The sequence below is a fragment of the Blattabacterium cuenoti genome (genome assembly GCF_014252035.1).
GTDB lineage: Bacteria > Bacteroidota > Bacteroidia > Flavobacteriales > Blattabacteriaceae > Blattabacterium > Blattabacterium cuenoti_Z.
Genome location: NZ_CP059207.1, coordinates 562,217 through 587,231 on the forward strand (window position 1 = coordinate 562,217; position 25,015 = coordinate 587,231).

The window sequence follows — 25,015 nt, forward strand, 5'->3', positions numbered from 1 at the left end:
TTAATAGTTTACATAAAAATTCCATAATTACAGTAATATAATACAAAGAATACTAAACAAATTTTTCTTATTTTATGAAGAATTGTAAAAAAAAAATTAAAGTAGGAATTACTACTGGTGACATCAATGGAATTGGAATGGAAATTTTCTTGAAAGTTTGTAGAAAAAAAAATATTTTAGATTTTTTTACACCAGTATTGTTCGGATCTACTGAATTATGCTATTATTATCAAAAAATATTGAATATAAAAATCAGTAATATAAAGGAAGTTAAAAATTTTAAGGATATTACTGATTATAAAATTAATATTTTTAATGTATGGGAAGAAAATATAAAATTTGAATCAATAAAAATAAATCCTGAATCTGGAAAATATTCTTTATTATCTTTAGAAAAAGCTGTAAATACTTTAAAAGAAGGAAAAATAGATGTTCTTGTTACATCTCCTGTAAATAAAAAATTTATGAACTTTCAATCCCCCTACTTTTTCGGACATACGGAATATTTACAAAATATTCTGGGAGGAGAATCATTAATGATAATGATTCATGATTTATTAAAAATAGCTCTAGTAACTAATCATATTCCATTAAATAAAGTCAATTCAGAATTGACTATAAATAAAATAATAAAATCAATTAAAATTTTATATGAATCTCTCATCATTGATTTTTCTATAAATAAACCTAAAATTGCCGTTTTAAATTTAAATCCTCATTCTGGAGATAATGGATTAATAGGAAATGAAGAAAAAAAAAAAATAAAACCAGCTATAGAAAATTTGTTTCAAAAAAAAGGATGGTTAATATTTGGACCTTATTCTTCAGACGGATTTTTTGGAAATCAAAATTATCGTAATTTTGATGCTATTTTATCAATGTATCATGATCAAGGTTTAATTCCTTTTAAAACATTAACATTTAATGAAGGAGTTAATTTCACTGCAGGTTTACCTAACATACGAACTTCTCCAGATCATGGTGTAGCATATGATATTGCAAAAAAAGGAATAGCTAACGAAAAATCATTTGAGAAAGCTATTTTCAGTGCCATAAAAATATTCAATAATAGAAAAGAACATATAAAACTTTTATAAAATAACAATAACCTTATTTTTTTTTACTTGTAATAATCCTTCTTCTTTTATCTTTATTTTTTTATTCTCATTCATATTATTTATTAATAGTTTTAAAAATCCATTTTTTAATATGGAAATGAAAGGAGCATGGTTTTTTAATATTTGAAAATAACCATTAAATCCAGGTGCTATGAGTGAATAAATATATCCTTGATATAAAACTCTTTTATTATTTATAACTTTCACTTCCATAACAATAATTATTTATTATTTAACATATATTTTCCATAACTTATCACTTCTTCTATAGTACCTTTTAAATTAAAAGCAGTTTCTGGAATATGATCTAATTCTCCATTTATGATCATATTAAATCCTTTAATAGTATCTTCGATATTTACAAATTTCCCTTCAATTCCTGTAAATTGTTTTGCTACATGAAATGGCTGAGATAAAAATCGTTGAACACGTCTTGCTCTATAAACAGTCAATTTATCTTCTTCATTTAATTCTTCAATTCCTAAAATTGCTATAATATCCTGCAAAGAGTTATACTTTTGTAAAATTCTTTTCACACGTTGTGCACATTCATAATGACTTTTATCTATTATATCTGGAGATAAAATTCTGGAAGTAGAATCTAATGGATCGATTGCAGGGTAAATCCCCAAAGATGCAATTTTTCTTGAAAGAACAGTCGTAGCATCTAAATGAGAAAATGTAACTGCGGGAGCAGGATCTGTTAAATCATCTGCAGGTACATAAACTGCTTGTACTGAAGTAATAGAGCCGTTTTTTGTTGATGTAATCCTTTCTTGCATAGCACCCATTTCAGATGATAAAGTAGGTTGATATCCTACTGAAGACGGAATTCTTCCTAATAAAGCAGACATTTCAGATCCAGCTTGAGTAAAACGGAAAATATTATCTATAAAAAATAGAACATCTTGTCCTTTTTTACCATCTATATATTGATCCCTATAATATTCCGCTAATGTTAAACCAGACAAAGCAACTCTAGCTCTAGCTCCAGGAGATTCATTCATTTGTCCAAATACAAAAGCAGCTTTAGATTTTTTCAAAGATTCTTTATCTACTTTATTAATATCCCAGTTCCCCATTCTCATAGATTTTAGAAAATCTTCTCCATATTGAATAATTCCAGATTCTAACATTTCTCGTAATAAATCATTCCCTTCTCTAGATCGTTCTCCTACACCTGCGAATACAGATTTACCTCCATGACATTTTGCTACATTATTAATTAATTCTTGGATCAATACTGTTTTTCCAACTCCTGCTCCTCCAAATAATCCAATTTTACCACCCTTTGGATAAGGCTCTATTAAATCTATTACCTTAATACCTGTATAAAGAATTTCTGTTTCTGTAGATAAATTTTCAAAAGTTGGTGGATTATTATGAATAGATCTAGTTACAGACTTATCTATATTCCCTAGTCCATCTATACAATCCCCTAATACATTAAATACTCTTCCATTAATCGATTCTCCTATGGGAATACTTATCGGATGATTCAATGCATATACTTCCTGTCCTCTTTTTAAACCATCTGTTTCTTCCATAGAAATACAACGAACTTTTTTATCTCCAATATGTTGTTGAACTTCTAAAATGATTTTTTTATTATCGTTCTCAAAATTTACTTCCAATGCATCATAAATATTAGGAAGACCGTTACTAACACTAGAATCTTTAAAAGATACGTCAATTACAGGACCTATAATTTTATTTATGATACCTTTTAATTTATTTTTTTTTTTCATGACGTCAATCATTTAGAAAATGTTCACTTTTAACATTTATTTTAAGTAAAGTAAGTATTGATGATTCATAATAATTATAAGTATCTTTACTATCATAAATGTATAGAGAATAAATATAAAATTTTGAAAATTTATTCATCAATTGATGAATTTTCCTCTTTTTCTCCTTGTGTTTTTACACTTGGAGTTTTTGATGGAGTTCATATTGGACATAAAAAAATAATTAAACATTTACTTCATAGATCTTATAAAAAATATACTCCTGTTTTATTAACCTTTGATCCTCATCCAAGAAAAATATTAAATCCTAAAAAAAATTTATTGTATTTGAATACTTTATCTGAAAAAATAAAAAACTTAAGAAAAATAGGAATAAAACATTTAATTATTCAACCTTTTACATTAAAATTTTCAAAATTAAGTACTAAAGATTTTTTCAATATTTTGCAATTTAAAATTAAAGAAATAATTATTGGATATGATTCTCATATTGGTAGAAATAGATATGGTTCATATAATAAATTAAAAAAACTTTCTTATGTTTATGGATTTAATATATATAAGATATATCCTTGTAAATTAAAAACTAAAATAATAAGTTCTACTAATATACGAAAATCTCTATTACTAGGAAATATAAAATATGCCAATAAAGCTTTAGGTTATTTTTATACTATATCTGGATATGTTGTAAAGGGGAAAGGAATAGGAAAATCTATAATCAAATTTCCAACAGCTAATATTAAGATAGACTCACCAGAAAAACTGATCCCAAAAAATGGAGTATATGCAGTAAAAATAAATTACTTAAATAATATTTACAAAGGAATGTTAAATATAGGATTTAATCCTACTATAAATAAAAAAAATAAAAAAATAAAAATAGAAGTGCATATTTTCAATTTTTCTAAAAATATTTATGGAAATAAAATAGATATATTTATTATCAATATTATACGAAATGAAAAAAAATTTTCATCTATTCAAGAATTGAAAAAACAAATTCAAAAGGATGAAATAAATATTAAAAATTTTTTTTCTTATGAAGAGAAAAATTGATCAAATAATAAGAAATTTATTATTTAACAAAAAAATAAATAACAATACAAAAAGAAAAAAATTGATATTAACATCTATTAATAATCCAATTATAGAATATATTAAAAATAAATATCAATCTACAATAGATAATACTTATGTTTCATTTCTTAGAATAGAAAAATTTTTAGAAATTGTTTCAGGTCTACATATTGTAGATAATAACTATTTGCTTCTTTATTTATTTTATTCACTTAATAATAAAGTAGAAAATAAATTCAGTTCTTATTTAAGATGGGGCCCTAAGATTTTAAATGATTTTAAAATTATAGATTATGAAATAATGGATAAAGAAAAATTTTTTTCTTCAATGATTTCTACAGAAAAAATAAAAAAATGGAATCCAAATATTCCATTTTTAAAGGAAAAAAATAATTTTCTTTATTGGGAAAAAATTTATGAATATTATAATATTTTACAATCTGAACTCTTAAAAAGAGGATTTGCTTATAAAGAAATGATATTTAAATTATTGATAATAAATAATCAATATTTAGATCATTTTTTTTATAAAAATGCTGATACAATTATTGTTTTATTTTTTATTGAAAATCTTATATATAAAAAATATACTATAAAACATTTATTAAATAAAATAACTCAATTTAATCAGGGACTCATATATGATATATCTGCTGTAGATAATAATAAATTCATAGAAAAAAATTATTTTCTAATATTAAAAAAAGAAAAGAATAAATTAGATAATTTAGAAGTAATTAGTGTTTCAAAGGAAATAGAACAAGTAAAAATTATAGAAGATATAATAGAAAGTAAAAAAATATACAAAAATAAAATTCTTATAGTTCTTGGAGATAAATATTTATTCACTCCTCTATTCTATTCTATCAATAGAAAATATTCAAATATTTCTATTAATATAGATTATCCATTAAAAATGATTTCTATTCATTATACTATTTATTCAATATTTCAATTATTATTAAAAAAAAACAAGTATCAAGAGTTTAATAAAAAAGATGTGATAAGATTATTATCAGATGTATATATAAAAAAGTTCTTTTTTCAGAAAGATTACTTGTTAAAAATTTTGAATAAAGAAGAAAATAAATCAAATTTTATTTCAAAAAATGATATAATTAACAAATATCTATCAAATAATGATTTACGTTTTATATTCGAAATTCAGGATAATGATAGTAAAAAAATATTTACTAATATTCTTTTTTTCATTAGAAAAATGAAAAACTTTTTGAAAGAAAAAATAACATATATTGTAGAATATCAATTTCTATCTAATTTAGAAAATTATATACAAAAAATAAAAATAATATTTAGAAGAAAAAAAAATTTGTTTTTCGGAATAAAAGATATTTTTACTTATTATGAACAATTTATAAATACAGAAAAAATACGTTATCAATATGTAAAAAACGGTAAAAAAAATAATGAATTATGTAGTATAACAATAACAGGTTTTATGGATATTTTTTTTGATAATTTTGATACAACAATTGTCACTTCTTTTAATGAAGGTATAATTCCAAGTTATAATAGAAAAAATAATTATTCTTTTATTCCATTTGATATTCGTAAAAAATTAGGTATTGATCATAATAATGAAAATTACTATTTTTATTATTTTATAAATATTTTACGTTCTTCTAAAAAAATATTTTTGACATACAAAAATCAATCTGATGAATTAAATTCAGGAGAAAAAAGTCGTTTTATTCACCAGATAGAAAGAATTTCTAATATTTCAATAAAACAAAAAAATTTTCCTTTTATTCCAAAAAATAATTTTCATGCGAAACCTATCATAATTAAAAAAACAAAATCTATAATTAAAATATTAGATAGATTATCTTATCAAGGATTTTCTCCTTCTTCAATTTACTTATACAATTATAATCCTATATTATTTTATTACAAAAAAATACTAGGAGTGAATTATTTAGAAAAAACTTCTATAAAACAAAAAATAGGAAAAATAATTCATCAAGCATTAGAAATGCTTTATCTTCCATTGAAGGGAAAATTAATGACATTAGATTTAATACAATCGGAAATTAGAAATAAATCTGAATGTATCATAAAAAAAATTTTCTATCAAAAGGATAACAATTATCCTCTTACAGAGAGTGAAATTCTTTTATATTACCGCATAATTAAAAATTATGTAGATAATTTTGTTTCTTTGGATGAAAAAAATGTTAAAAATGGACATAGAATATTTATTAAAGAAATTGAATGCAATATTTCCACAATACTAAATATTAGACTAAAGAAAGTAAAATTACATGGAATTATAGATCGTATAGATGAGTATAATGGGGAAATTCGTATAATTGACTATAAAATAGGATTTTCTAAAAAAAAAGAAATGAACATTTTATTATCTGATATAGAAAATATTTTTAGTAATACTTATTATTCTAATGTGATGCAACTACTGATATATTTATATATTTATTTTAAATCTTATGATATCAATAGTCCTACTACAACAACAATAGGAATTGTATCTCCAGATAAAAATGAATATAATTCTGTTACATATGTTCCTATTAATTTTTTTTATGATCATGATAAAGAAATAAAAAAAAATATAACATATAATGATTACATAAAAAATTTCCTTCCATTTCTTATAAATAGAATATCAGAAATTATAAACCCAGAAATACCAATTATAGAGAATTTGCAAAAAAATTATTGATTCAATATATACTTTTCTATGTAACTCCCTACTTCATCAGTAGTTGATGGTGTTATATGTCCTTCAATAATATCCTGTGTACATACATTTTTTTCGATAGAATCACTGACAGCTTTTTCTATAATTTTTTTTTCTTCATATAAACCAAAATATTCCAACATCATTGCAGATGAAAGTATTGATCCTAAAGGATTAGCTATATTTTTTCCTTTTGCTTCTGGATAAGATCCATGTATAGGTTCAAAAATAGGAGTTTTATTTCCTATAGAAGCGGAAGGTAGTAGACCTAAAGATCCTGCGATAACACTTGATTCATCAGAAAGAATATCACCAAACATATTATCTGTTAAAATAACATCAAATTTTTTAGGATTGAAAATAATTTGCATAGCTGCATTATCTATGTATAAAAATTCTAAAATAACATCAGGATAATCAAATGATATTTCATGAATTACTTCACGCCATAATCTAGAAGTTTCTAGTACATTAGCTTTGTCAACTACCGTTAATTTTTTATTTCTACTATTAGCCGCTTGCAAAGCTAATTTTCCTATTCTTCTTATTTCTTTTTTTGAATATAAACAATGATCATAGGCAGATTCTCCATTTTTAGAACGACCTTTTTTACCAAAATAAATTCCTCCTGTTAATTCTCTATATATTATAAAATTAACTTTATCTAATAAATTATTTTTTATGGGTGATTTATTAATTACTTTTGGGTAAGATATTATAGGTCGAATATTGCAATATAATCCCATTTCTTTTCTAATTTTTAATAAACCATCTTCAGGACGCATTCCAGTTAAATATTTATCTCCATCAGGATCTCCAATACAACCAAATAAAATTGCATTTGATTTTAAACAACTATCTATTGTTTTTTTTGGCATTGGATCTCCAAATTTTTTCATAGCTATAAATCCAGCCATAGCCATTTCATAAAAAAATTCATGATGATATTTTTTTTCTATAGCGTTTAAAATTTTAATTGTTTGTTTCATAATTTCAGGACCAATTCCATCTCCTTCTATCACAGTAATATTTTTTTTCATTGTTGAAAACAAATTTTTTTTTCAAAAATTTCTATTTCTTTTTTAATAGAAACTAGAAAGTCTATATCATCATAACCGTTTATAAAACATTTTTTTCTATATGGATGAATATAAAATTCTTCAAATTCTTCTGTACTTTGTATGAAAATTTTTTGATTAAGTAAATCTACTTTTATTTTTGTTTTTGGTTTTTTTTCAATGAGAAAAAATAATTTTTGAAGAAAATTATTAGATACTTCTACAGTAAGTAGTCCATTATTTAGTGCATTTTCTTTAAAGATATCAGCAAAATAACTAGATATTACAACTTTAAATCCATAATCTAATATACTCCAAACAGCATGTTCCCTACTTGAACCACAACCAAAATTTCTTCCAGTTAAAAGAATTTTTCCAGAAAAATTTCGGTTATTTAATATAAAATATTTATTTAATGATCCATCATTATTGTAACGCCAATCTTTAAAAAGATTTTTTCCTAATTCTTCTCGTTTTACTTCCTTTAAAAATCTAGATGGAATAATCTGATCTGTATCTATATCTTCAACGTGTAATGGTATTACACAACTAATCAATGTTGTAAATTTTTTCATAAATATATTGATTTATATCAACAATTTTTCCTTCAATAGCAATAATTGATGCTGTTAAAGGACTTGCAAGCAAAGTTCGAGAACCAGGACCCTGTCTACCTTCAAAATTTCTATTAGATGTAGAAACACAATATTTACCAGTAGGTATTTTATCTTCATTCATAGCTAAACAAGCAGAACATCCTGGTTGTCTAAATTCAAATCCTGCTTCTTTAAATATTTTATCTAAACCTTCTTCTTTAGCTTTTTTTAATACTTGATTAGAACCTGGTACTACCATAGCTCTTTTTATATTGCTAGACTTTTTCTTTCCTTTTATAGCAATAGCAGCCAATCTCAAATCTTCTATTCTAGAATTAGTACAACTTCCTATAAAAATGTAATCAATCATTTTTCCTATTAATGATTCTCCTTTACGGAATCCCATGTAATCTAAAGATTTATTATCTACATTTTCAAATGGAATAGATTCTGTTATTTTAATAGCAGTCCCAGGATTTGTCCCATAGGTAATCATAGGTTCTATATCCTCAGCTATTAATGAATATTCTTTATCAAAAATTTTTTCTTCATCTGTTTTCAAATATTTCCAATACTTTATCAATTTTGATTGACTTTTTAAATCATGATTTAAAAAATTTTTACTGTTTTTAACATAGTTAAAAGTGACTTCGTCTGGAGCAATCAACCCCCCCTTTGCTCCCATTTCAATACTCATATTACAAATAGTCATTCTTCCTTCCATAGTCATTTTTTCTATAGTAGAACCAGAATATTCTATAAAATATCCAATACCTGCATCCACTCCAAGTTTCGATATTATATATAAAATAACATCTTTTGGAGATACTCCTTTTCTTAAATCTCCATTTATTTTAATTCTCATCTGTTTCGGTTTTGAAAGTAATAAACATTGACTAGCCATTACCATACTAACTTGACTAGTTCCAATTCCAAACGCGATACATCCAAAAGCTCCGTGAGTGGAAGTATGACTATCGCCACAAACTATTGTCATACCTGGTATGGTATGGCCCAATTCTGGTCCAATGACATGAACAATTCCATTGTATGGATTTCCTAATTCATATAATTTGATACCAAAATTTTTACAATTTTTTGTTAATGTATTTATTTGTTTTCTAGATAAAAAATCTGATATAGGTAAATGTTGATTGATAGTAGGAACATTATGATCTACTGTTCCTATTATTTTTTTAGGTCTGAAAATAGTAAGATTTCTTTTTTTTAATTCTAAAAAAGCTTGTGGACTTGTTACTTCATGTATATAATGTCTATCAATATAAAGTACGTCTATTTTATTTTCTAATTTTTTTACTGTATGATAGTCCCATATTTTATCAAACAATGACCTTGACATATTTTTATTTTTTTTTACACAACATTTATTATTCTTCTACTAGAATGTAATAGTTTACTATTTAAATTAGCTTTATTTAATATAATTTTTAGTTCTTGATCAGTAATTTCCTTTTTTTTATCTGCATGATTAAGAAATATAGAATAAACTAAGTCTAAAGATCTTTTATTCAAAGAATATCCTAGTTTTTTATAACGATATGCTAAAGCAGCTCTTCCACTTCTAGCTGTTAGAATAATTGAAGATTCATTTATTCCAACATCTTCAGGATTAATAATCTCATAAGTTTCTCTGTTTTTTATAACACCATCTTGATGAATACCAGATGAATGAGAAAATGCATTTACTCCTACAATAGCTTTATTGGCCTGCACTTTCATTCCTGTACAATCGGATACTAAACAACTAATAGAAGAAATTAATTTTGTATTAATATTAGTAAATAAATTTAAATGTGGATTTTGTTTAATTATCATTACAATTTCTTCTAAAGAAGTATTTCCAGCTCTTTCTCCTATACCATTAATAGTACATTCAACTTGTTGAGCTCCATTGATTATACCAAATAGAGAATTAGCTGTAGCTAATCCTAAATCATTATGACAGTGAGTAGATAATGTAATTTTATGAATATTTTTGACATTTTCTTTTAAAAAACGTATTTTTTCTCCGTATTCTTGTGGTAAACAATAACCCGTAGTATCAGGTATATTGATTACTGTTGCTCCACTTTTTATTACATTTTCACATACTTTTGCTAGAAATTCATTTTCTGTACGACCTGCATCTTCAGCATAAAATTCTACATCCTCTACAAATCTTTTTGCAAATTTTACAGAAAGATTAGCTATTTCTATTATTTTTTCCGGAGTACTATTAAATTTATAACGAATATGACAATTTGATGTCCCTATCCCTGTGTGAATTCTTGGTCTTTTAGCATTTTTTAATGCATTACCAGCTAATTCTATATCTTTTTCAACAGCTCTAGATAATGCACATACTATTGAATTTGATACTGATTTACTAATCTGTTCAACAGATTGATAATCTCCAGGACTTGAAGTTGGAAATCCAGCTTCTATAATATCAACACCTAAATCTTCTAATTTTTTAGCTATTTTTACTTTTTCTTTTGTATTTAATTTACAACCTGGAACTTGTTCACCATCTCTTAAGGTTGTATCGAAAATTTGTATTTTTTTATTTTCCATATACTATAACTGGATTATTTTATAATTCCAAAACAAAACTATTTTTTCCCAAAAAAAAATAGAAATACATTCTATCAACATTTACAATATCCAATAATTTAAATTATTGTATATTTTTCTATCTATCAATTCAAATACTATTATATTATTACAATGTCAAATTATTATAATAAATCGGATCATTTGTTTCTTCTCATTCAAACTTTATCTAAATCAGAAAAAATAAATTTTAATATTTATGTTAACCGTATCAAAAAAAATAAGAATTCAAAATTTATGAAACTATTTCATATTATGAGCAAAATGAATTTTTATAATGAAAAAAAAATATTAGAAAATACAATTATAAGTAAAGTACAATTTTCTAATATAAAAGCTCATTTATATAAACAAATATTGATAAGCTTGAAATTGCAAGAAACTAACAAAAAAAACCATGAAATTCAAATACGTGAATATTTAGATTTTGCTCAAATATTATATAATAAAGGTTTATATATACAAAGTTTAAAATTTTTAGAAAAAGCAAAAATTATTGCTAGATCTTTCGAATTCAATACTATTTTATTAGAATTGATTGAATTTGAAAAAATGATAGAATCTCAACATATTACTAGAAGTTTATGTTCAAGATCTGTAGAATTATCTGCAGAGTCTAAAGAATTAGTAGAAAGAGTTCAATGTAATAATGCATTATCAAATCTTTCTCTAGAATTGTATGGTTTATACCTAAAAGTAGGTTATGTAAGAAATGATAAAGATAAAATCTTTATAGAAACTTATTTTAGAACTAATCTTCCAAAATTTAATATCGAAAATATTAGTTTTTATGAAAAGTTATTTTTATACCAAGCACAAGTTTGGTATCATTTTATCAGACAAGATTTTATAATGTGTTATAGATCATCTTATAAATGGGTAGAATTATTTAAAAATAATAGAAAAGCGAAAAAAATAGCTCCTGTTAGTTATTTAAAAGGTTATCATTATTTACTAAATACCTTATTTTATTTGAATCATTATTATAAATTCACTGATATTTTTCAACAATTTGAAAATGAAGTAAAAAATGGAGAAATAATGATTAATGGAAATACGAGAATATTAATCTTTATGTATACATATTCCAATCGTATTAATAAACATTATATGGAGGGTAATTTTTCAGAAGGAGTAAAAAATATTATACCATCATTATTTTCAAATTTTAATAAGATTTATAATTATTTGGATTATCATTATATTATGGTTCTCTATTATAAAATAGCTTGTTTGTATTTTGGTAGCGGAGACAATGATAATGCTATTCGATACTTATTGAAAATAATGGCAAATAAAAAGAAAAATATCAGAAAAGATTTACAATGTTCTGCTCGTTTACTACATTTAATCGCCTGTTATGAAAGTGGATTAGACGAAAATATGGATCAAAAAATTAAATCTGCGTATAAATTTTTTATCCAAATGGATGATTGGTATATAGTACAAAAAAAAATAATTTTTTTCTTTAAAAATTTAGGTAATGTTTATCCTCACCAAATAAAAAATCAATTTAAAAAGTTAAAAGAAAAATTGATAAAATATTATGATCATCCTTATGAAAAAAGAACCTTTTTATATTTAGATATTATATCATGGATAAATTCTAAAATAGAAAATAAATCTATAGAATTAATCATCAAGGAAAAATTTATAAAAAATAAAATGAATGAAAATTGTAAATAATAATGTTCCATCATTTTGTAATGATAAACAAAACATTAAAAAACAAAATAATAAAATATGAAAATATGAAATTTATAAGGTAAATTTTTGCTGTATATGATATAGTTTGAATATGATCATTATTCAATAAATAAAAAAATAATAAAACGAAAATAAATAATTTAATAAAAGAATAATATATATATTTTATTATATACGTTTTTTTTGTATATATTTTTGTCCAGAAAAAAAATAAAAAAATAAAAATACTATTTATAGAAAATAAGTACATATATATTTTCAATATAAAATATTCTTTTCTAAGAATTCCAAAAATTATATGAATTAAACCAATAATACAAGTACAAATATAATATATTATATTATTTTTCGTCATAACAATAAATATTACACAATTAACATTTTAAATGCAAAAAAACATCATTAATGATCTTTTATGGAGAGGGTTAATACAAAATAAAGTTCCTGGTATTGAAAATCAAGTGAAAAAACCTACTACCATATATACAGGTTTTGATCCCACCTCAGATTCTTTACATTTGGGAAATTTACTTCCTATTATTGTGTTAATTCACTTTCAAAAAATGGGGCATCAATCGTTAATATTAATTGGTGAAGCTACAGGATTCATAGGAGATCCATCTGAAAAAGATGAAAGTAGAATTTTTCTTAAAAGAGAAAAACTGCATGATAACGCAAAATCTATAAAAAATCAAATAATAAGACTTATTAAGGATCATTCAGAAGGAATAGAATTATTGAATAATATCAATTGGATAAAAAATCTTTATTTCTTAGAATTTATTCGTGAAATAGGAAAATTTTTTACAGTTAATTATTTAATGTCTAAAGATTCTGTAAAAAAACGAATGAAAAATAATAAAAATGGAATTTCATTTACTGAATTTTCCTATTCTCTTATACAAGGATATGATTTTTTATATTTGAACGAAGTAAAAAATTGTCAGATTCAAATAGGAGGATCTGATCAATGGGGTAATATTACTACAGGTATAGAACTTATTAAAAGAAAAACTGGTAAAAAAGTATATGGTTTTACTTTTCCATTGATAACGAAACCTAATGGAGAAAAATTTGGAAAAAGTCATAATGGAAATAACATATGGTTAGACAAAAATAAAACATCTCCATATAAATTTTATCAATTTTTCATGAACGTTTCCGATGAAAATGTTGAGAGGTATATAAAAATATATACATTTTTATCTAAAGAAGTGATAGATAATTTGATTTTAAATCATAAAAAAGATCCAAGCAAAAGAATACTACAAAAAAAGTTGGCTTTTTATCTAACTGAATGGGTTCATGGATATGAATCATCCAAAACAATAATGAAAATATCAAACATTTTATTTAATGAAATCAACTTAGAACTATTAGATGAAAAATATTTCATGATGATATATGAAAATATTCCACATATGTTTTTATCTTATATAGAATTTAAAAAAGGAATCTTCATACTAGATATACTAAAACATTCAGGATTTTTTACTTCTAAAAGTGAATCTTATCGTGCAATGAAAGCAAATTCGATACTTTTAAATAAAAAAATTATAAAAGAAAATATAATACTTACAAAAAATAATATAATATGTAAAAAATATATTATATTTCAATTTGGTAAAAAAGAATTTTTCATTCTAAAAATAGATTAAAAAATAGATTTTAATAACCAAAATTCTTTAATTTATTGTAATCATATCGCCAATTTTTACAAATTTTTACATTCAAAAATAATTGGACTTTTTTTTTAAAAAAAGATTCTATATCCATAACAGAATAATATTCTAATTTTTTTATAGATTTTCCTTTTTCTCCAATTAATATTCCTTTTTGAGAATTTCTTTCTACATATATAGTGGATCTTATATAGATAAAATTATTATATTCTTTGAATAATTCTGTTTGTATTTCTGTACAATAAGGTATTTCTTTTCTGTAAAAAATAAATATATTTTCTCTTATGATTTCACTAACAAAAAAACGCTCTGATTTATTACTAAAAATATCATTGGGATAATAAGGTGGATGCTCAGATAAAAAAGTTATAATTTTATTGATTAATAAATCTTCATTTATTTTTTTTAATGCTGATATTGGTAGTATTTCTGACTTTGGAAATATTTTATTCCAGTATTCTATTGTGTCATACAATATGTTTTCTCTACATTTTATTCCTATTTTATCTATCTTATTAATTAAAATTATAATGGGTTTTTTTTGAAAAAATAAACATTTATTAATGTTAGGAGGAATAGTTTCTTTCCTGCCTATTTCTGTAGTAAATAATATAATATCTGCATCTTCTAAAGATTTTTTCACATATTGCATCATTATTTTTTGTATTAAACCTATAGGATGCATTATTATACCAGGCGTATCAGAAAATACAATTTGAATATATGGTTGATTGAATATACCTAATATTCTATGTCTAGTTGTCTGTGGTTTGTATGTTATTATAGATATTTTTTCACCAATAATGGAATTTATTAATGTAGATTTTCCTGAATTAGGGAACCCTATAATATTAACAAAACCAGATTTATAAGAAGAACTCATTATTTATTTTTTTTCTGATTTTATAAATACAATTCCTTGTTCTTTAAAAAAATCTATTAGAATATTATGATTTTTTTGAATACTTCCTTTAATAATCTCTTTAGATAAACTATTTAGAATGTCATGTTGAATTACTCTTTTTAATGGTCTAGCACCAAAATGTGGATCGTACCCTTTTTCCGATAAATATGCTATAGCTTCGTTGGTATACTCTATACTAATATTATTTCTGGATAATAACTTTTCAAGTTTTTTCATTTGTAATTTTACAATATCCATAATTTCTTTTCTAGAAAGAGGTTTAAATAATATTATTTCATCAATACGATTAATAAATTCAGGTCTTACTATATTTTTCAGTAAATCTATTAAAGTTTTTTTTATAGCATCTATTCTATTATAAGAAACTTCTTGATCTAAATTTTCCTGTATAATCTCTGAACCTACATTAGAAGTCATAATAATAATAGTATTTGTAAAATTAACAGTTCTTCCTTTATTATCAGTTAATCTTCCATCATCTAAAACTTGTAAAAGAACGTTAAAAACATCAGAATGAGCTTTTTCTATTTCATCCAAAAGAATAACGCTATACGGTCGTCTTCGTATAGATTCTGTTAATTGACCACTTTCATCATATCCGACGTATCCAGGAGGAGCGCCTATTAGTCTACTTATAGAATGACGTTCTTGATACTCACTCATATCTATTCTAACCATATTATTTTCATCATCAAATAAATATTCCGCTAATGTTTTAGCTAATTCTGTTTTTCCCACTCCTGTACTTCCCATAAAAAGAAAAGAACCTATAGGTTTTTTCTCATCTTGTAATCCAGCTTTAGAACGTCTTATTGTATTTGCTACAGATTGTATAGCATCATTTTGTCCTACTACTCTTTTATGCAATTCTTTTTCTAGAAATAATAATTTTTCTTTTTCACTTTGAAGCATTTTAGTAATCGGTATTCCTGTCCATTTAGATACTACTTGTGCAATTTCTTCTCTAGAAACTTCTTCTTGTATCATTCTTTTTCCTTTGTCACCTTGTTTTTTTAATTCGTTTTCTAGTAATTTAACTTTATTTTGTTCCTCTTTAATTTTTCCATATCTTAGTTCTGCTACTTTTCCATAATCTCCTAACCTTTCTGCTTGTTCTGCTTCAAACTTAAAATTTTCTATCTTATCTTTAGCTCGTTGTATTCCTTCTACTAAATCTTTTTCACTTTGCCACTGAGCTTGTAACTGTATTCTTTTCTCATTTAATTTATATAATTCCTTTTTTAATGGAACCAATTGTTGTTCATCATTCTCTCTTTTTAATGCTTCTATTTGTATTTCCATATGCATAATTTTTCTGTGTAAAACATCTAGTTCTTCCGGTTTAGAATTGATTTCCATCCTTAATTTAGAAGCAGCTTCATCTATTAAATCAATAGCTTTATCAGGTAAAAATCTTTCGTTAATATAACGTTTAGATAGTTCAACCGCTGCTATAATTGATTCATCTTTAATTCTTACTTTATGATGACTTTCATATTTATCTTTAATTCCACGTAAAATAGATATAGTATCATTTATAGATGGTTCATCAATATAAACTTGTTGAAACCTTCTTTCCAAAGCTTTATCTATTCTAAAATATTTTTGATATTCATTTAAAGTCGTAGCTCCTATTGCTCTAAGTTCACCTTTTGCTAATGCTGGTTTTAAAATATTTGCAGCATCCATAGCACCTTCACCACCCCCTGCTCCAACTAACGTATGTATTTCATCTATAAATAAAATAATTTCTCCATTTGATGATGAAACTTCCTTTACAACAGATTTAAGACGTTCTTCAAACTCTCCTTTATATTTAGCTCCTGCTATTAAAGCAGCCATGTCCAATGAAAATACTTTTTTATTTTTTAGATTATCTGGAATATCTCCACTAATAATACGGTGCGCAAGTCCTTCAGCAATAGCAGTTTTACCTACACCTGGTTCCCCAATTAATATGGGATTATTTTTCGTTCTTCTAGATAATATTTGTAATACTCTACGTATTTCTTCATCACGTCCAATTACTGGATCTAATTTACCATTAGATGCCCATTCATTAAGGTTTTTTGCATACTTTTCTAAAGCATTATAATTACTTTCTGCTGTAGAAGAAATAACGTTTCCACTTTTTTTTCTAAGATCATCAATAATTTCCTTTATTAATTTTTCTTTTATTCCTTGATCTTTTAACAATTTTGAAGTAGAATCATCACACATGAATATTCCATAAAAAATATGTTCTACAGAAATAAATTCATCTTTTAACGATTTAGCATATTTTTCTGCTATATTTAAAATTTTTGTAACGTTATAACTAATATGTTGAGTAAAAGTATTACTGATCACTTTTGGATAGGTAGATATTATTCTATTTAATCCAATTATTATGGATTCTCTAGAAACTTTTAACTTATTTAATATAAATGGTATTATATTATTTTCATTATATAATATTGATTTCAGAATATGCGCCGTATCAATAGCTTGTTGTTGATTTTCTAGTGCAATACGTTGTGCTTCTTGTATTATCTCTTGAGATTTTATAGTAAACTTTTTAGAATTCATATAAAATTTGTTTATTGAGAAATATATTATTTATTTATTTTGTGAAACTAATGACTACACTAAATTAAGGCATTATGATAAAAATGGAAGAAATTGAATCTATTTCAAACAGAATTCACAAAATACACGACATTTTAAATATAAATCAAATTAAACATAATTTATATCAAGAACAAAAAAAAATATCCGATCCAAATTTTTGGAATGAAAAAAATGATTCTCAAGAATTATTGAAAAGGATAAACGAAATGAAAAAATGTATTGAGAATTTTACAGAATTAGAAAATTCTTTAGAGGAATTAAAAATAATTTTTTCTCTTTCTCAAGAAGAAAATTTAGAAAAAGAATTTAAAATTCAATTACGTAAAACAAAAAAATTAGTTTCAAAAATAGAATTAATTAATCTTTTATCAGAAAAAGAAGATCATTTAAATGCTATATTACAAATATCTGCAGGTGCTGGAGGAACTGAAAGTTGTGATTGGGTTTCTATGTTAATGAGAATGTATATCATGTGGGCAGAAAAAAATAATTTTGGAATAAAAAAAATACATCATATATCTGGAGATATAGCAGGAACCAAATCTATAACTCTGGAAATTTTAGGAAAAAATGCTTTTGGATATCTAAAAGGAGAGAATGGAATACACAGGTTAATACGAATATCTCCATTTGATAGTAATTCTAAACGTCATACTTCATTTTCTTCAGTTTATGTTTATCCGATGATAAATGATGATATAAATATTAATATCAATAATTCAGAAATAAAATGGGAAACATTTCGTTCTAGTGGTGCTGGAGGGCAAAATGTAAATAAAGTAGAGACTGGAGTAAGATTACGTCATTTGCCTACGGGAATCAAAATAGAAAATACAGAAACACGTTCTCAAATACAAAATAGACAAAAAGCTTTACAAATTTTGAAATCTAGATTATTTGAAATAGAAATGATGAAAAAAAATGAAAAAAAGGAAAAAATACAATTAGAAAAAAAAAAAATAGAATGGGGAAATCAAATACGAAATTACATAATGCATCCTTATAAATTAATAAAAGATCTAAGAACTGGTTATGAAACTACAAAAATTCAATCTATAATGGATGGTGAAATAGAAATTTTTCTAAAAAAATTTTTAGTTTATAAAAAAAAAATTACTGAATAACTTTATTTATATATATGAAAATTCGTTATGCTGATCTTATAGATCAAACTTTTGATTTTCCTACTGAGGAATTTTCTATGAAAAATAATTTATTAGAATTTCATGGTATTCCACTAATGGATCTTATTCAAAGATATGGAACTCCATTAAAATTTACTTTTTTACCAAAAATATCTAATAACATAAAAAAAGCTAGAAAATGGTTTGAAAAAGCTATTCATATTAATAAATATAATAATAAATACACATATTGTTATTGTACAAAAAGTTCTCATTTTTCCTTTATTTTAGAAGAAGTTTTAAAAAATAATATCAGTATAGAAACTTCATATGCTTATGATATAGATATCGTTAAAAATCTATATCAAAAAGGAAAAACAAATAAAAATATTGAAGTTATTTGCAATGGATATAAAACTTTAAATTACATAAAAAAAATATCAGAACTTATTAACAATGGTTTTTCTAATACTATTCCTATATTAGATAATGATGATGAGTTAGAAAAACTTAGTTTATTTATTAATTATCCTTTTAAGTTAGGAATACGTATAGCTTCGGAAGAAGAACCAAAATTTGAATTTTATACTTCTAGATTAGGAATATGTTATAAAGATATTATTGTATTCTATCTAAACAAAATAAAAAATAACCCAAAAGTAGAATTAAGGATGTTGCATTTTTTCATTAATACTGGTATTAAAGATACTGCGTATTATTGGAATGAATTATTTAAATGTTTGCATATTTATGCAAAACTAAAAAAAATCGCCCCTGAATTAGATATTTTAAATATAGGTGGTGGATTTCCCATTAAAACTTCCATGTCTTTTACATATGACTATGAGTATATAACTAATGAAATTGTTTATCAAATAAAGAAATTTTGTCAAAAAGAAAATGTATCAGAACCACATATATATACAGAATTTGGAGCCTATACTGTAGGAGAAAGTGGAGGGGTTTTGTACAAAATATTATGCCAAAAACGTCAAAACGATAGAGAAAAGTGGAATATGATAGACAGTTCTTTTATGACTACTCTTCCTGATACATGGGCTATTAGCAGAAGATTTATCATGATGGCTATTAATCGTTGGAATGATTCTTATGAAAGGGTTTTTTTAGGAGGACTAACATGTGATAGTGATGATTACTATAATTCGGAACAACATATGAATGCAATATATCTCCCTTGTTTTCGAAAAAAAACTCCATTATATATTGGATTTTTTAATACTGGAGCTTATCAAGATACTATTAGTGGATATGGAGGTGTCCACCATTGTTTGATTCCACAACCTATTCACATATTAATAAATTATGATAATAAAAATAAATTAGTATACAAAATATTTCGTCATTCTCAAAGTCCAGAAGAAGTATTGAAAATATTAGGATATTAGATTAATTATAAAATTTCTTATGAAAAAAAAAAGTTTTGCTGGTATACCTAAAAAATATTCAATTATAGAAAATTCTAAAATAGTATTAATTTTAGTTCCATATGAATCTGATGCAACGTGGAAAAAAGGCTCTATAAGAGGACCAAAAGCTTTCTTAAATGCATCAAATTATATGGAATTATACGATATAGAAACTAATTCTGAAGTGTATAAAAAAGGAATTTTTATTATCGATTTTATTGATGATAAAAATTCCTTAAGTTCCCAACAAATGATTAAAAAAGTAAAAAATATCACCAATAAATTTATATCAAAAAATAAATTTATTACTTTAATAGGTGGGGACCATTCAATCTCAATAGGAAGTATAAAAGCCTTTGGAGAAAAATATAGTGATGATTTAAGTATTCTACATATGGATGCTCATGCGGATTTACGTCCTATATACAATGGAGATTATTATAATCATGCTTGTTCTATGTATGAAGCTTCAAAAAAATATCCATTAATTCAAATAGGAATTAGAAGTATGGATATCACGGAAATAAATAATATCCAAAAAGGAAATGTTTTTTATATGCACAAAATATATAAAAATGAATTATGGATGAATAATGCAATTAATAATTTATCAACAAAATATATATATATAAGTATAGATATTGATGTATTTGATCCAAGTATTGCACCTTCTACGGGAACACCAGAACCAGGAGGTTTATACTGGTATACTGCTATAAAATTTTTAAGAAAAGTTTTTGAAAAAAAAAAGGTCGTCGGATTTGATATAGTTGAACTTCTACCAAATGATAAAGAGCATTCTACTGATTTTTTATCAGCAAAACTTTATTATAAATTATTATCATACAAATATGAAACATAACAAAAAAAAAATTATCATAGCTATAGACGGTTTTTCTTCATCTGGAAAAAGTACTTTAGCAAAAGCTATTTCCAAAAAATTAAAGTATAAATATTTAGATACTGGAGGTATGTACAGAAGCATTGCTTTGCTAGCCATACGGGAAAAAATATTTAATAGTGATTTATGGAATCACCAAAATTTTCTACACTTATTAAAAAAAAAATATTTCAAATAAAATGGAATGAAAAAATAAATGAAACAGAATTTTTTTTGTATAAAAAAAATGTAAAATCTGAAATTAGATCAGTGGAAGTTTCAAAAAAAGTAAGTATTATATCTAAAATACCGGAAATTCGTCAGTTATTAATTTCTATGCAAAGAGATTTTGGAAAAAATAGAGGAATAGTAGTGGATGGAAGAGATATTGGAACTATAGTTTTTCCCAAATCAGAATTGAAAATTTTTCTCAAAGGATCAATAGAAATCAGATCCTATAGAAGATATAAAAATATTAAAACAGAAGAGAAAAAAAATATTTCTTACGAAGAAGTAAAAAAAGATTTAGTTTATAGAGATACAATGGATATAAATAGAAAATATTCACCATTAAAAAAGTCTATAAATGCAATAGAAATAGATAATACATTTCTTAATGCAGAAGAACAATTAAATATCATCAATCAATTGATAAATAAAATCAAATAAAATTTAATGAAATTATTAAGTGGAAAAGTTGCTATAGTAACAGGAGGTTCAGGTGATATAGGAAAAACTATAGTAAAGACTTTTGTTCAACATGGAGCAAATGTAATTTTTACATTTTTATCCTCAGAAAATGAAGCAAAAAAATTATCGATAAAATTTCCTGATTTTGTAGAACCATATAAAATTGATATTTCAGATTTTAATTCTTCAGAAAAAATGATAAAAAAAATTACAAAAAAATATGGTAGTATAGATATATTGGTTAATAATGCTGGAATAATAAAAGATAATTTATTACTTAAAACTTCGAAAAAAGATTGGGATATAGTGATAAAAACTAATCTATTTTCTGTTTTCAATTTAACAAAACATGTTATTTTTCCTATGATGAAGCAAAAAAAAGGAAGCATCATCAATATGAGTTCTATCATAGGGATAACTGGAAATATCGGTCAATCAAGTTATGCCGCATCTAAAGCTGGAATCATTGGATTTACAAAATCAATAGCACGAGAATTAGGTAGAAAAAATATCCGTTGTAATGCTATCGCCCCTGGATATATAGATACAAAAATGAATTTTAATTTACAATCTAAATTAAAAGAAAATTGGATAAAAAAAATTCCTTTAAAAAGAGCTGGTACTCCTCAAGATGTTGCAAATTGTAGTTTATTTCTTGCTTCTGATTTATCTAATTATATTACTGGCTCCATTTTAAATGTAAATGGAGGATTAATTTAAATTTTAAATGTATTCAAATAAAAAAATAGTACAAAGTTTAGGTGAAATTTTAATTTCGAAATATATTTTTAATATCATTATATCTCCAGGATCTAGAAACGCTCCTATTATAGTACATTTTACACAACATAAAAAATTCAATACTTATAGTATTGTAGATGAAAGATGTGCTGGATTTTTTGCTTTAGGAATGGCACAAAAAATAAGAAAACCAGTAGTTATGAGTTGTACATCTGGTTCAGCAGTTGTTAATTATTATCCTTCAATTACAGAAGCATTTTATCAAAAAATACCATTAATTGTTATTACTGCAGATCGTCCTAAAGAAATTATAGATGTTTATGATGGTCAATCAATTCATCAGGAGAATATATTTAATAATCATGTAGAAATGTCAATACAATTAACAGAAGATGAATCGGTGTTGGGATTATGGTATAATGAAAAATTAATTAATGAATCTATAAATAAATGTTTTTTAAGTAAAAGGCCTATACATATCAATATACCTTTCTCAGAACCACTTTATCAAACTACTAATCGTTTAAAAGTTAAACCTAAAATCATCGATTATATTCCTACAACAAATTATATAATAAAATCATCGATTTATAAGAAAGAAAAATATTTATTCCATAAATATAAAAAAAAAATGATTTTAATAGGATTATGTCATATTGATTATGATGATATAAAAAAATTTCTATTAAAATTTAGAGCAGATCCATCTGTGGTTATTTTTACAGAAACAACATCTAATATTATTAATGAAAAAATTTGTTTTTCTAATATAGATGAACTCATATTTAATATGAAAAATGAAGATTGGATAAAATTAAAACCTCATATTTTAATAACCATTGGTGTTAATATTATATCTAAAAAAATAAAATCCTTTTTGAGAAAATTCCCACCATTATATCATTGGCATATAGGAGGAGAAAACATGGAAAAATATCCTGATACTTATTATAAATTAAGTACATATTGGCCTATTTCGGAAAAATATTTTTTTCAAAATTTCTGTAGTAATTATCATATAAAAAACCATTCACTTTCAGATTATAGGTATCAGTGGGAAAAAATAAAAAAAAAAAAGATAAGTAAACAAGAATTTTTTATAAAAAAAGAAAAAAGTTTTTCAGATTTAAAAGCTTTATTTTTAGTATTTAAATCAGTTCCAGACAATTCCATACTTCAATTAGGAAATAGTATGGTGATAAGATATTATCAATTATTTCATGATAAAAAAAAATCTATTACATCCTATTGTAATCGTGGAACTTCAGGGATAGATGGTTGTGTTTCAACTGCTATAGGAATGGCTGTCAGCAGTAAAAAAATTGTAACATTGATTGTAGGGGATATTAGTTTTTTTTATGATAGTAATGCTTTATGGAATAATTATACACCAAAAAACTTTCGTATTATTCTTATTAACAATAGAGGAGGAAATATATTCAGGTTTATTTCAAAAATAAAAATTTCAGAAAAAATATCCAATTTTTTTGAAACAAAACACAAATTTTCCGCGAATACAATATGTAAAATGCACAAATTTAAATATGAAGGAGTTTCTAATTATTATTATTTAAAGAAAAAACTATCATATTTTTGGAATAATTTTAACAAACCATTTCTTTTAGAAATAAAAACTCATAGATACGACAATGCAAAAATATTAAAGAAATATCTTTTATTATCTTAAAAAGTAAGGATGATAGATACTTTTTTAAGATCGAAAAAATATCCCATAAAGCCTTAATTCTAGCAAAAATTTCTCTTAGTTGTGTTTTACTATCGTGAGATATATTTTTTGCATTAAAACCTACAACTTCCAGGCCTAAACAATTACCAATAAAAATGGCTCTTTCATTATGAAATTTTTGAGATATGATTGTAAATTTTTTTTGATGAAAAATCTTATATACCCTTAATACAGAAGATAATGTATTAACTCCATATAAATCTTCATAAATAAAATTAGAAGGAATTCCTTTTTTTATAAGTTCTTTTTTCATCATTTTTGGTTCATTATAGTTCTTTTCTCTATTATCTCCACTTACAATAATATATCTTATTTTTTTATGATGGAATAGACAACTTGCTGCGTCAATTCTATATTTAAAATAAACATTCAATCCTCCTCCCTGTAAATATTTAGAAGTACCTAAAACAACACCATATGTACTATATGGAATTATATTGATACTATCATAAGTTTTTCTCATAGACCAGAAACTTATTCCAATAGGACAAAAAATGAAAAACAAAATTATCAAAAAAAATATACGTTTTATTATTTACACAAAATCATT

At 23.9% G+C, this 25,015-nt stretch carries 21 protein-coding genes; 12 read left to right on the top strand and 9 right to left on the bottom strand.

All coding sequences use genetic code 11. The annotated features are described in order from the left end of the window. Nucleotides 1-74 precede the first annotated feature (74 nt). On the top strand, nucleotides 75-1,097 hold the full coding sequence (gene pdxA, locus H0H49_RS02730; RefSeq protein ID WP_185864420.1) for a 4-hydroxythreonine-4-phosphate dehydrogenase PdxA: 1,023 nt from the start codon (nucleotides 75-77) through the stop codon (nucleotides 1,095-1,097). Here pdxA and H0H49_RS02735 read toward each other — a convergent pair. Continuing rightward, nucleotides 1,092-1,331 (bottom strand): FoF1 ATP synthase subunit delta/epsilon, encoded by a 240-nt coding sequence (locus H0H49_RS02735; protein WP_185864421.1) that lies wholly within the window; start codon nucleotides 1,329-1,331, stop codon nucleotides 1,092-1,094. The two genes, pdxA and H0H49_RS02735, sit on opposite strands and share 6 nt — an antisense overlap. A gap of 8 nt (nucleotides 1,332-1,339) precedes the next feature. Then, nucleotides 1,340-2,866, bottom strand: coding sequence for a F0F1 ATP synthase subunit beta (atpD, locus tag H0H49_RS02740; RefSeq protein WP_185864422.1), 1,527 nt, complete (start codon nucleotides 2,864-2,866; stop codon nucleotides 1,340-1,342). A gap of 60 nt (nucleotides 2,867-2,926) precedes the next feature. Between atpD and H0H49_RS02745 the strand changes: the two genes are divergently transcribed. Further along, a complete protein-coding gene (locus tag H0H49_RS02745; RefSeq protein WP_317168696.1) occupies nucleotides 2,927-3,925 on the top strand; it encodes a bifunctional riboflavin kinase/FAD synthetase in 999 nt (332 codons plus the stop codon). After that, nucleotides 3,909-6,647 (top strand): PD-(D/E)XK nuclease family protein, encoded by a 2,739-nt coding sequence (locus tag H0H49_RS02750; RefSeq protein ID WP_185864423.1) that lies wholly within the window; start codon nucleotides 3,909-3,911, stop codon nucleotides 6,645-6,647. Before H0H49_RS02745 ends, H0H49_RS02750 begins: the two co-directional genes overlap by 17 nt. Here H0H49_RS02750 and leuB read toward each other — a convergent pair. Genes leuB through H0H49_RS02770 form a run of 4 tightly spaced genes read right to left on the bottom strand, consistent with a single transcriptional unit; the run spans nucleotide 6,641 to nucleotide 10,893 of the window. Beyond that, entirely contained in the window at nucleotides 6,641-7,705 is a 1,065-nt protein-coding gene (gene leuB / locus H0H49_RS02755; RefSeq protein WP_185864424.1) for a 3-isopropylmalate dehydrogenase, read from the bottom strand. The two genes, H0H49_RS02750 and leuB, sit on opposite strands and share 7 nt — an antisense overlap. Then, nucleotides 7,702-8,298 (bottom strand): 3-isopropylmalate dehydratase small subunit, encoded by a 597-nt coding sequence (gene leuD, locus H0H49_RS02760; protein WP_185864425.1) that lies wholly within the window; start codon nucleotides 8,296-8,298, stop codon nucleotides 7,702-7,704. Before leuD ends, leuB begins: the two co-directional genes overlap by 4 nt. After that, nucleotides 8,273-9,679 carry a 3-isopropylmalate dehydratase large subunit gene (leuC, locus tag H0H49_RS02765; RefSeq protein ID WP_185864426.1) on the bottom strand — a complete coding sequence of 469 codons (1,407 nt, stop codon included), beginning with the start codon at nucleotides 9,677-9,679 and terminating at the stop codon, nucleotides 8,273-8,275. Before leuC ends, leuD begins: the two co-directional genes overlap by 26 nt. A 14-nt stretch (nucleotides 9,680-9,693) precedes the next feature. Beyond that, nucleotides 9,694-10,893, bottom strand: coding sequence for a 2-isopropylmalate synthase (locus tag H0H49_RS02770; RefSeq protein WP_185864427.1), 1,200 nt, complete (start codon nucleotides 10,891-10,893; stop codon nucleotides 9,694-9,696). A gap of 153 nt (nucleotides 10,894-11,046) precedes the next feature. Between H0H49_RS02770 and H0H49_RS02775 the strand changes: the two genes are divergently transcribed. Further along, complete coding sequence (locus H0H49_RS02775; RefSeq protein ID WP_185864428.1) at nucleotides 11,047-12,618, top strand: hypothetical protein; 1,572 nt, start codon at nucleotides 11,047-11,049, stop codon at nucleotides 12,616-12,618. 407 nt (nucleotides 12,619-13,025) lie between these two features. Then, entirely contained in the window at nucleotides 13,026-14,297 is a 1,272-nt protein-coding gene (gene tyrS / locus H0H49_RS02780) for a tyrosine--tRNA ligase (RefSeq protein WP_185864429.1), read from the top strand. Nucleotides 14,298-14,307: 10 nt separating this feature from the next. Here the strand turns inward: tyrS and era are convergent, their stop codons facing one another. Together era and clpB are read right to left on the bottom strand one after the other, a co-directional pair. After that, nucleotides 14,308-15,204, bottom strand: a complete 897-nt coding sequence (gene era / locus H0H49_RS02785) for a GTPase Era (RefSeq protein ID WP_185864430.1) — start codon at nucleotides 15,202-15,204, stop codon at nucleotides 14,308-14,310. Between the two features lie 3 nt (nucleotides 15,205-15,207). Further along, nucleotides 15,208-17,814: an ATP-dependent chaperone ClpB gene (gene clpB / locus H0H49_RS02790; protein ID WP_185864431.1), complete on the bottom strand. Its 2,607-nt coding sequence runs from the start codon at nucleotides 17,812-17,814 to the stop codon at nucleotides 15,208-15,210. A 74-nt stretch (nucleotides 17,815-17,888) separates the two neighbouring features. Here clpB and prfB point away from each other — a divergent pair, with 74 nt between their 5' ends. From prfB to menD, 7 genes are read left to right on the top strand one after another with little or no spacing between them, the layout of a single operon-like run. Continuing rightward, nucleotides 17,889-18,980 (top strand): peptide chain release factor 2, encoded by a 1,092-nt coding sequence (prfB, locus tag H0H49_RS02795; protein ID WP_185864432.1) that lies wholly within the window; start codon nucleotides 17,889-17,891, stop codon nucleotides 18,978-18,980. Between the two features lie 14 nt (nucleotides 18,981-18,994). Next, nucleotides 18,995-20,386, top strand: a complete 1,392-nt coding sequence (locus H0H49_RS02800) for a type III PLP-dependent enzyme domain-containing protein (protein ID WP_185864433.1) — start codon at nucleotides 18,995-18,997, stop codon at nucleotides 20,384-20,386. A gap of 19 nt (nucleotides 20,387-20,405) precedes the next feature. Next, on the top strand, nucleotides 20,406-21,269 hold the full coding sequence (speB, locus tag H0H49_RS02805; RefSeq protein WP_185864434.1) for an agmatinase: 864 nt from the start codon (nucleotides 20,406-20,408) through the stop codon (nucleotides 21,267-21,269). Next, entirely contained in the window at nucleotides 21,259-21,486 is a 228-nt protein-coding gene (locus H0H49_RS03080) for a (d)CMP kinase (protein WP_262887205.1), read from the top strand. Before speB ends, H0H49_RS03080 begins: the two co-directional genes overlap by 11 nt. Then, on the top strand, nucleotides 21,435-21,956 hold the full coding sequence (gene cmk / locus H0H49_RS02810) for a (d)CMP kinase (RefSeq protein WP_262887206.1): 522 nt from the start codon (nucleotides 21,435-21,437) through the stop codon (nucleotides 21,954-21,956). The genes H0H49_RS03080 and cmk overlap by 52 nt, the downstream gene beginning before the upstream one ends. A 6-nt stretch (nucleotides 21,957-21,962) precedes the next feature. After that, nucleotides 21,963-22,697: a 3-oxoacyl-[acyl-carrier-protein] reductase gene (gene fabG / locus H0H49_RS02815; RefSeq protein ID WP_185864435.1), complete on the top strand. Its 735-nt coding sequence runs from the start codon at nucleotides 21,963-21,965 to the stop codon at nucleotides 22,695-22,697. Nucleotides 22,698-22,704: 7 nt separating this feature from the next. Then, entirely contained in the window at nucleotides 22,705-24,405 is a 1,701-nt protein-coding gene (gene menD, locus H0H49_RS02820) for a 2-succinyl-5-enolpyruvyl-6-hydroxy-3-cyclohexene-1-carboxylic-acid synthase (RefSeq protein WP_185864436.1), read from the top strand. Here the strand turns inward: menD and H0H49_RS02825 are convergent. Continuing rightward, nucleotides 24,323-24,928 carry a SanA/YdcF family protein gene (locus H0H49_RS02825; protein WP_238784944.1) on the bottom strand — a complete coding sequence of 202 codons (606 nt, stop codon included), beginning with the start codon at nucleotides 24,926-24,928 and terminating at the stop codon, nucleotides 24,323-24,325. The two genes, menD and H0H49_RS02825, sit on opposite strands and share 83 nt — an antisense overlap. Between the last annotated feature and the right edge of the window lie 87 nt (nucleotides 24,929-25,015).

What these genes read in the sequence shown, in the direction of transcription:
- H0H49_RS02825 (WP_238784944.1), bottom strand. Translation starts at nt 24,928, where the DNA reads ATGAGAAAAACTTATGATAGTATCAATATAATTCCATATAGTACATAT.
- H0H49_RS02800 (WP_185864433.1), top strand. Translation starts at nt 18,995, where the DNA reads ATGAAAATTCGTTATGCTGATCTTATAGATCAAACTTTTGATTTTCCT.
- speB (WP_185864434.1), top strand. Translation starts at nt 20,406, where the DNA reads ATGAAAAAAAAAAGTTTTGCTGGTATACCTAAAAAATATTCAATTATA.
- leuC (WP_185864426.1), bottom strand. Translation starts at nt 9,679, where the DNA reads ATGTCAAGGTCATTGTTTGATAAAATATGGGACTATCATACAGTAAAA.
- atpD (WP_185864422.1), bottom strand. Translation starts at nt 2,866, where the DNA reads ATGAAAAAAAAAAATAAATTAAAAGGTATCATAAATAAAATTATAGGT.
- era (WP_185864430.1), bottom strand. Translation starts at nt 15,204, where the DNA reads ATGAGTTCTTCTTATAAATCTGGTTTTGTTAATATTATAGGGTTCCCT.
- H0H49_RS02745 (WP_317168696.1), top strand. Translation starts at nt 2,927, where the DNA reads ATGATTCATAATAATTATAAGTATCTTTACTATCATAAATGTATAGAG.
- prfB (WP_185864432.1), top strand. Translation starts at nt 17,889, where the DNA reads ATGATAAAAATGGAAGAAATTGAATCTATTTCAAACAGAATTCACAAA.
- H0H49_RS03080 (WP_262887205.1), top strand. Translation starts at nt 21,259, where the DNA reads ATGAAACATAACAAAAAAAAAATTATCATAGCTATAGACGGTTTTTCT.
- fabG (WP_185864435.1), top strand. Translation starts at nt 21,963, where the DNA reads ATGAAATTATTAAGTGGAAAAGTTGCTATAGTAACAGGAGGTTCAGGT.
- H0H49_RS02770 (WP_185864427.1), bottom strand. Translation starts at nt 10,893, where the DNA reads ATGGAAAATAAAAAAATACAAATTTTCGATACAACCTTAAGAGATGGT.
- H0H49_RS02775 (WP_185864428.1), top strand. Translation starts at nt 11,047, where the DNA reads ATGTCAAATTATTATAATAAATCGGATCATTTGTTTCTTCTCATTCAA.
- cmk (WP_262887206.1), top strand. Translation starts at nt 21,435, where the DNA reads ATGGAATCACCAAAATTTTCTACACTTATTAAAAAAAAAATATTTCAA.
- menD (WP_185864436.1), top strand. Translation starts at nt 22,705, where the DNA reads ATGTATTCAAATAAAAAAATAGTACAAAGTTTAGGTGAAATTTTAATT.
- H0H49_RS02750 (WP_185864423.1), top strand. Translation starts at nt 3,909, where the DNA reads ATGAAGAGAAAAATTGATCAAATAATAAGAAATTTATTATTTAACAAA.
- H0H49_RS02735 (WP_185864421.1), bottom strand. Translation starts at nt 1,331, where the DNA reads ATGGAAGTGAAAGTTATAAATAATAAAAGAGTTTTATATCAAGGATAT.
- leuD (WP_185864425.1), bottom strand. Translation starts at nt 8,298, where the DNA reads ATGAAAAAATTTACAACATTGATTAGTTGTGTAATACCATTACACGTT.
- pdxA (WP_185864420.1), top strand. Translation starts at nt 75, where the DNA reads ATGAAGAATTGTAAAAAAAAAATTAAAGTAGGAATTACTACTGGTGAC.
- tyrS (WP_185864429.1), top strand. Translation starts at nt 13,026, where the DNA reads ATGCAAAAAAACATCATTAATGATCTTTTATGGAGAGGGTTAATACAA.
- leuB (WP_185864424.1), bottom strand. Translation starts at nt 7,705, where the DNA reads ATGAAAAAAAATATTACTGTGATAGAAGGAGATGGAATTGGTCCTGAA.
- clpB (WP_185864431.1), bottom strand. Translation starts at nt 17,814, where the DNA reads ATGAATTCTAAAAAGTTTACTATAAAATCTCAAGAGATAATACAAGAA.